The sequence below is a fragment of the Citrobacter sp. Awk 4 genome, from assembly GCF_028069725.1.
Classification (GTDB): domain Bacteria; phylum Pseudomonadota; class Gammaproteobacteria; order Enterobacterales; family Enterobacteriaceae; genus Citrobacter_D.
The window spans coordinates 1-7,300 of sequence record NZ_JANEWG010000092.1; the positions used below are offsets into that span (position 1 = coordinate 1).

At 52.7% G+C, this 7,300-nt stretch carries 3 protein-coding genes; 1 reads left to right on the forward strand and 2 read right to left on the reverse strand.

What is annotated here, in order from left to right; all coding sequences use genetic code 11:
- Positions 1-130 precede the first annotated feature (130 nt).
- Positions 131-1,378 carry an IS1/IS1595 family N-terminal zinc-binding domain-containing protein gene (locus NNO04_RS21875; protein ID WP_271446450.1) on the reverse strand — a complete coding sequence of 416 codons (1,248 nt, stop codon included), beginning with the start codon at positions 1,376-1,378 and terminating at the stop codon, positions 131-133.
- Between the two features lie 134 nt (positions 1,379-1,512).
- Here NNO04_RS21875 and NNO04_RS21880 point away from each other — a divergent pair, with 134 nt between their 5' ends.
- The gene (locus NNO04_RS21880) at positions 1,513-3,066 is read left to right on the forward strand and encodes a bifunctional metallophosphatase/5'-nucleotidase (RefSeq protein WP_271446451.1); all 1,554 of its coding nucleotides are present in this window, start codon (positions 1,513-1,515) and stop codon (positions 3,064-3,066) included.
- 65 nt (positions 3,067-3,131) lie between these two features.
- On the opposite strand, the gene purL is transcribed toward NNO04_RS21880, so the two are convergent.
- Entirely contained in the window at positions 3,132-7,019 is a 3,888-nt protein-coding gene (purL, locus tag NNO04_RS21885; RefSeq protein ID WP_271446452.1) for a phosphoribosylformylglycinamidine synthase, read from the reverse strand.
- Positions 7,020-7,300 lie beyond the last annotated feature (281 nt).

The window sequence follows — 7,300 nt, forward strand, 5'->3', positions numbered from 1 at the left end:
GCCAAAAAGAGACGCAAGACACAAATCTCAACACACCTTATAAAAATCAATCAATTAAACGTCTCCTTTTGGAGACACTTCGAATACGCGTTTGTCGTGAATTCCCGACAGGCATATCGTCAGCCGACAGTTAGATATGTTCATTATAAAGATACGCGAGGCACACTAAATGACGGCTCAGCACTCCTGGACCGAGCCGTGAACGACTCAATGACCCGGGGTGTGAATGTAGCCAGCGAACAAAAGCCTCACACGATCGAAGAGAAACCGTGGCAACATTTCCAGGCTGCTTTTGCCCGGTCAGTGAACTGATAACCTTATCAGCCCCGTCGCGACTCCACCGCTGCCAGACATTGTTCCACCATCCGATGCGCCAGATTCCCGTCAATCTGTAACCTGATTCAAAAGCCCCTTGCTGGCTGAAGTCTTCTACCACAAACCACAGATCCGTCGAGCCTGTTTGTACTTCTGATGACCAGGCGGTAATCGCTGCGCCGCGTAACACACACTCGTGTGCAAGGTAGTGATCGCGAATGGCCGGAAACTGCCGTTTCAAACGCTGGAAATGGCCGTGAATAGCAATCACGGGGCGAAGGATACAACCGCGATCATTGCGCTTCAGTCGCGCACTACCATATTGAATTTCATCAAACTGGCTTCTTTGCATGAACTGCATTTCCTGCTGGCGGATCTGTTCCTCACTGCAATGATGGGAAGTCGCCGGCGTCGGACCCGCCATATTTTTATAACGCAAGGAGTCGCCAACCGTCTCGTTACAGTAATTGGTTGTTATCTGGAGAATATGACCAGAGCAAGTATCCGCACTGATCACCACATACAATTGCTGATCTGCTTCCTGCCCCTGAAAAGGCAATATCAGGACCACCGTAGCAACGTGTTTCACTTCCTGGGTTGAGCGATGTAACTGCTGCTCACACCCGTTAACGGCTTTCTCAAGGATCCGATATTGCGTTGTTTCTGCGGTATAAACTCCCTGATGAAGTTGTAAAAGAAACCGCTCAATGGCGCGTTCATGGCTGGCCTTCGTCTTCCGGGGCGTGAACACCACCCGACATTCACGGCACTGGAACCGCGCATTACCCGCGCTCGTTCGCCCATAGTGAATAACGTCTGTTGAAGAACAACGCAGGCATTCCCGCGCTGTTGAACCCCGCTTATTTTTCGTTAACAGAGCAAACCATTGATTAAATTCGCGCTCATTAAATAAAGGCGGAAGCCCACCACATTTTTTACATTCGAGAGCCGCATAGCCCAAACGATAAACAGGCCAGCAATATTCGGCAGCATCAGGAATACCGAGATTAGGGCATGACCAACTTTTGCAAACATTGAGACGTATTTTAAGAGGGGTTTCCATTTCAATTGCCCAACAGATTTTGTCAGTCGAAGGATATTGGCGTTCATTCCTGCTCGCTGTCGTGAGAGGGTTCACAAAATCCATGCAAGCAGAAACGAAAAATAGCACTCCCCATTTTGCTTTAAGGATAAAGAATGAAAAAATTACTGATTACCACGTTACTCATCGCGGGATATGTGAGCCATAGCGCAGCACAAGATATCACTGTCATTTATACCAATGACCTCCATGCACACGTTGATCCGTATAAAATTCCCTATATTGCCGATGGCAAACGAGCGGTTGGTGGCTTTGCCAATATATCTACGCTGGTTAAGCAGGAAAAAAAGAAAAATCAGGCGACCTTTTATTTTGATGCCGGCGATTATTTTACGGGCCCCTATATCAGTAGTCTTACCAGGGGAAAAGCAATCATCGATATAATGAATACCATGTCGATAGATGCGGCTTCCGTCGGGAATCATGAATTTGATCATGGATGGGATAATACGCTCTTACAGTTCAGTCAGGCGAAGTTCCCTATTTTATTAGGCAACGTATTTTTTCAAAATAGTAGTATGCCCTTCTGGAATAAACCCTACACGATTGTGGAAAAAAACGGCGTTAAAATAGGCGTCATTGGCTTACACGGTGTATTTGCCTTCGATGATACGGTTTCGGCCGCCATGCGTCAGGGAATTGAAGCACGTGATGAAGTCAAATATCTGCAACGCTATCTGGATGAGCTTCGCGGGAAAGTGGATATTACTGTCGCATTAATGCATGAAGGGACACCTGCTCGTCAGTCCAGCATTGGCAATACGGATGTCAGACGCGCCCTTGATAAGGATATTCAGACTGCAAAACAGGTGAAAGGCCTGGACCTTCTGATCACCGGTCATGCACATGTGGGAACCCCCGAACCAATTAAAGTAGGCAATACACTCATCCTCTCCACAGACAGCGGCGGAATTGATATCGGGAAACTGGTGCTGGATGTAAACACGAAAACCCATCGCCATACGGTCAAAAGCTTTGAGCTCAAAACTGTTTACGCGGATGAATGGAAACCTGATCCCACCACTCAGCAGGTTATTGATAGCTGGAACAAAAAGCTCTCTGAAACCGTGAGCCAAAAAGTGGGAGAAACACCCATCGCGCTGACTCGTGCGTATGGAGAGTCATCACCGCTGGGTAACCTGTTTACCGATGCCATGTTGGTCGCCGCACCAGACGCGCAGCTCGCACTGACCAATTCGGGCGGCCTACGCGCCGATCTGAACCCGGGTTCAATTACCCTTGGCGATATCATCAGTACATTCCCTTTTCCCAATGAGCTGACGGTGATGGATTTAACCGGTAAGTCACTGCGAAGCCTGATGGAACATGGGGCATCGCTGAGCAATGGCGTATTGCAGATGTCAAAGGGGGCTGAAATGCGCTATGACCCTCGCAAACCTGTCGGCCAGCGCGTAACGTTATTCACGCTTAACGGTAAAGATATCGTTGATACGCAAACCTACCGCGTGGCCACAAACAGTTTTCTCGCACCGGGCGGTGATGGGTTTATGGCATTCACCGAAGGAAAAAATAAGCAGGTCAATGGAGGATATAACCTCTCTGATGCTGTGATTGATTACCTGAAAAAAGGCAACACAATCATTCCCCGGCAAGTGAATGAAATGCGTGTAAACGAAGTCAAAAACTAGCTGAGATCTGTCAGCGATAAAAAAAGCCCGGTGGAATTCACCGGGCCTTTATCAGAGTAGATCGATTAACCTAACTGCTTACGCGCGTTACGGAAGATGCGCATCCACGGGCTATCCTCCCCCCAGTTCTCCGGGTGCCAGGAGTTACTTACCGTACGGAAAACGCGCTCCGGATGCGGCATCATAATGGTCACTCGCCCATTTTCAGTGGTCACCGCCGTAATCCCGTTCGGTGAGCCGTTCGGGTTCGCCGGATAAGTTTCGGTCACTTTGCCGAAGTTATCGACATAGCGCAGCGCCACCAGACCTTTGCTCTCAAGCTGAGCCAGGTGCGCATCGTCACGCACTTCCACACGCCCTTCGCCATGAGAAACCGCAATCGGCATCTGTGAGCCCACCATTCCCTGCAGTAACAGAGATGGACTTTGGGTCACTTCCACCAGACTAAAGCGTGCTTCAAAACGGTCAGAATGGTTACGCACAAAGCGCGGCCACAGGTCACTGCCCGGGATCAACTCGCGCAGGTTGGACATCATCTGGCAGCCATTACACACGCCCAGCGCCAGCGTTTGCGGACGGTGGAAGAAGGTTTCAAACGCATCACGTACGCGGTTGTTAAAGAGGATCGATTTCGCCCAACCTTCACCCGCCCCCAGCACGTCACCGTAAGAGAAGCCGCCACACGCCACCAGCGCCTGGAAGTCATCAAGGCCTGTGCGCCCCGCCAGCAGGTCACTCATGTGTACATCGATGGCATCAAAGCCCGCACGGTGGAAAGCCGCCGCCATTTCCACATGCGAGTTGACGCCCTGCTCGCGCAGCACCGCGACTTTTGGACGTGCGCCGATCGCGATGTATGGCGCAGCGATATCTTCGCTGATATCAAACGACAGCTTCACATTAAGGCCAGGATCGGCATCATTGGTTTTCGCGTTATGTTCCTGGTCGGCACATTCAGGGTTGTCACGCAGACGCTGCATTTGCCACGTGGTTTCAGCCCACCAGGTACGCAATGTAGTACGGCTTTCGCTGAAGACAACCTGACCATCCGCTTCGATAACAAAACGGTCACCGGTAACAGCCTGACCTAAAACGTGAACGCAGTCGCCAAGACCATGTTGTGCCAGCAATGTTTCGACAGCCTGACGATCCGCCGCACGCACCTGAATGACAGCACCCAGCTCTTCGTTAAACAGCGCAGCCAGACGATCATCACCCAGAGCGGCAATATCCGCCTGAATGCCACAGTGGCCGGTAAACGCCATCTCAGCCAGCGTCACCAACAAACCACCATCAGAACGGTCGTGGTAAGCCAGCAGTTTGCGCTGCGCTACCAGCGCCTGCATCGCATCATAAAAGCCTTTCAGCTGCGCAACGTCACGCACGTCTGCCGGTTTGTCGCCAAGCTGACGGTAAACCTGCGCCAGCGCCGTTGCCCCCAGCGCGTTGTGCCCTTTGCCCAGGTCAATCAGCAGCAGCGCGTTATCTTCTGTGGAGAGTTGCGGCGTGATGGTGTGACGGACGTCTTCCACGCGGGCAAACGCGGTGATCACCAGCGATAATGGAGAGGTCATTTCACGCGGCTCATTGCCTTCCTGCCAGCGGGTTTTCATCGACATTGAGTCTTTGCCCACCGGAATGGTCAGCCCCAACGCCGGACAGAGTTCTTCACCCACCGCTTTAACCGCTTCATACAAGCCGGCATCTTCGCCCGGGTGGCCTGCTGCCGCCATCCAGTTTGCAGACAGTTTGATACGTTTAATATCACCAATCTGCGTCGCCGCAATGTTGGTGAGCGCTTCCCCAACAGCCAGACGGGCGGAAGCAGAGAAATCCAGCAGCGCAACAGGCGCACGTTCGCCAAGCGACATGGCTTCGCCGTAGTAACTGTCAAGGCTGGCGGTGGTGACCGCACAGTTCGCCACCGGAACCTGCCACGGACCCACCATCTGATCGCGCGCGACCATCCCGGTTACGGTGCGGTCGCCGATAGTAACGAGGAACGTTTTTTCCGCCACGGCAGGTAAATGCAGTACGCGGTTGACCGCATCGGCAACGGTAATATCACGACGATCCAGCGCGTCGCCTTTTGCCTTCAGCCGCTGTACATCGCGGGTCATTTTCGGCGTTTTGCCTAACAGGACATCCAGCGGCAGATCGATAGGTTGATTATCGAAATGACGGTCATTCATCGTGAGATGCTGTTCTTCGGTCGCTTCACCGATCACGGCGTACGGCGCGCGCTCACGCTTGCAAAGCGCGTCAAACAGCGGCAACTGGTCGGCGGCAACCGCCAGCACATAACGTTCCTGCGATTCGTTACACCAGATTTCCAGCGGACTCATACCCGGCTCGTCGCTGAGGATGTCACGCAGTTCAAATTTACCGCCGCGCCCGCCGTCGCTCACCAGTTCTGGCATCGCGTTAGAGAGACCGCCCGCGCCCACATCGTGGATAAACAGGATCGGGTTAGCGTCGCCCAACTGCCAGCAACGGTCGATAACCTCCTGGCAGCGACGTTCCATTTCCGGGTTGTCGCGCTGTACGGAGGCGAAATCCAGATCGGCATCTGACTGGCCGGACGCCATGGAGGACGCTGCGCCGCCGCCAAGACCGATGTTCATCGCCGGCCCGCCGAGTACGATCAACTTCGCGCCAACGACGATCTCGCCTTTCTGGACGTGATCGGCGCGGATGTTGCCGATCCCGCCCGCCAGCATGATCGGTTTGTGATAGCCGCGTAGCTCTTCGCCGTTGTGGCTGTTCACTTTCTCTTCATATGTACGGAAGTAACCGTTCAGCGCCGGACGACCAAATTCATTGTTAAATGCAGCGCCGCCCAGCGGACCTTCGGTCATGATATCCAGCGCGGTAACAATACGCTCCGGCTTACCGAAATCTTCTTCCCACGGCTGTTCAAAGCCCGGAATACGCAGGTTGGAAACGGAGAAACCGACCAGACCGGCTTTCGGCTTCGCGCCACGCCCAGTTGCGCCTTCGTCACGAATCTCGCCACCGGAACCGGTCGCAGCACCTGGCCACGGCGAAATGGCGGTCGGGTGGTTATGGGTTTCGACTTTCATCAGGATGTGTGTTGGCTCCTGATGGAAGTCATAACGACCCGTTTCATGGTCGGCAAAGTAACGCCCCACTTCAGAACCTTCCATTACCGCCGCGTTATCTTTGTAGGCAGAAAGCACGTGGTCCGGCGTGGCCTCGAAGGTATTTTTAATCATTTTGAACAGCGACTTCGGCTGCTGCTCGCCATCAATGACCCAGTCGGCGTTGAAAATCTTGTGACGGCAGTGTTCGGAGTTCGCCTGGGCGAACATATACAGCTCGATGTCGTTTGGATTGCGGCCCAGGTTGCTAAAGGCAGTATGCAGATAATCAATTTCATCATCCGCCAGCGCCAGTCCCAGACGCAGGTTGGCGTTAATCAGTGCCTGACGGCCTTCGCCCAGCACATCAACGCTGGCAACCGGCGCAGGTTGGTGGTGAACAAACAGTTTTTCTGCGTCGTTCAACGAGGAGAAAATCGTCTCCATCATGCGGTCATGCAGTTCAGCAGCGACGCTTTGCCACTGCTCAGCGGTCAGTGGTTCAGCGTCAACGTACCAGGCAATGCCACGTTCCAGACGGCTCACCTGTTGCAGGCCACAGTTGTGTGCAATATCCGTTGCTTTAGAAGACCAGGGGGAGATGGTGCCAGGACGAGGGGTAACCAACAGCAGTTTTCCCTCCGGGGTATGGCTGCGTAAGCTAGGGCCATACTTCAGCAGACGCGCAAGCTGCGCGTGTTCATCGTCGTTCAGCGGTGCATTCAGACAGGCAAAATGGACATACTCAGCGTAAATATTGTTGACCTGGAGGTTGGCAGCCTGAAAACGCGCCAGCAGTTTGTTAATACGGAATGCAGACAGTGCAGGCGAACCACGCAGAATTTCCATCATAAGTCTCTCGTCTTCTAAGCTTTCGGTGTGCCCAAGTGGGGAAACGGGCGCCATTATAAAGAATCTGGCGCGCTGACGAAACCGTTTGCGTCGAAATAAAATCACAGTCGTTTCTTATCATCTGATGCGACACTGATTCCGAATTAGTTGCCAACTGGCGTATTGTTGCGCAAAATGCCGCACATCAATGACTCACACTGGTTTTAATCACAACATTTTCAGGCTGAGAAAACGCACGATTCAGAGAATTAACTAATTGAAAAAATTAAAGATTAATTATC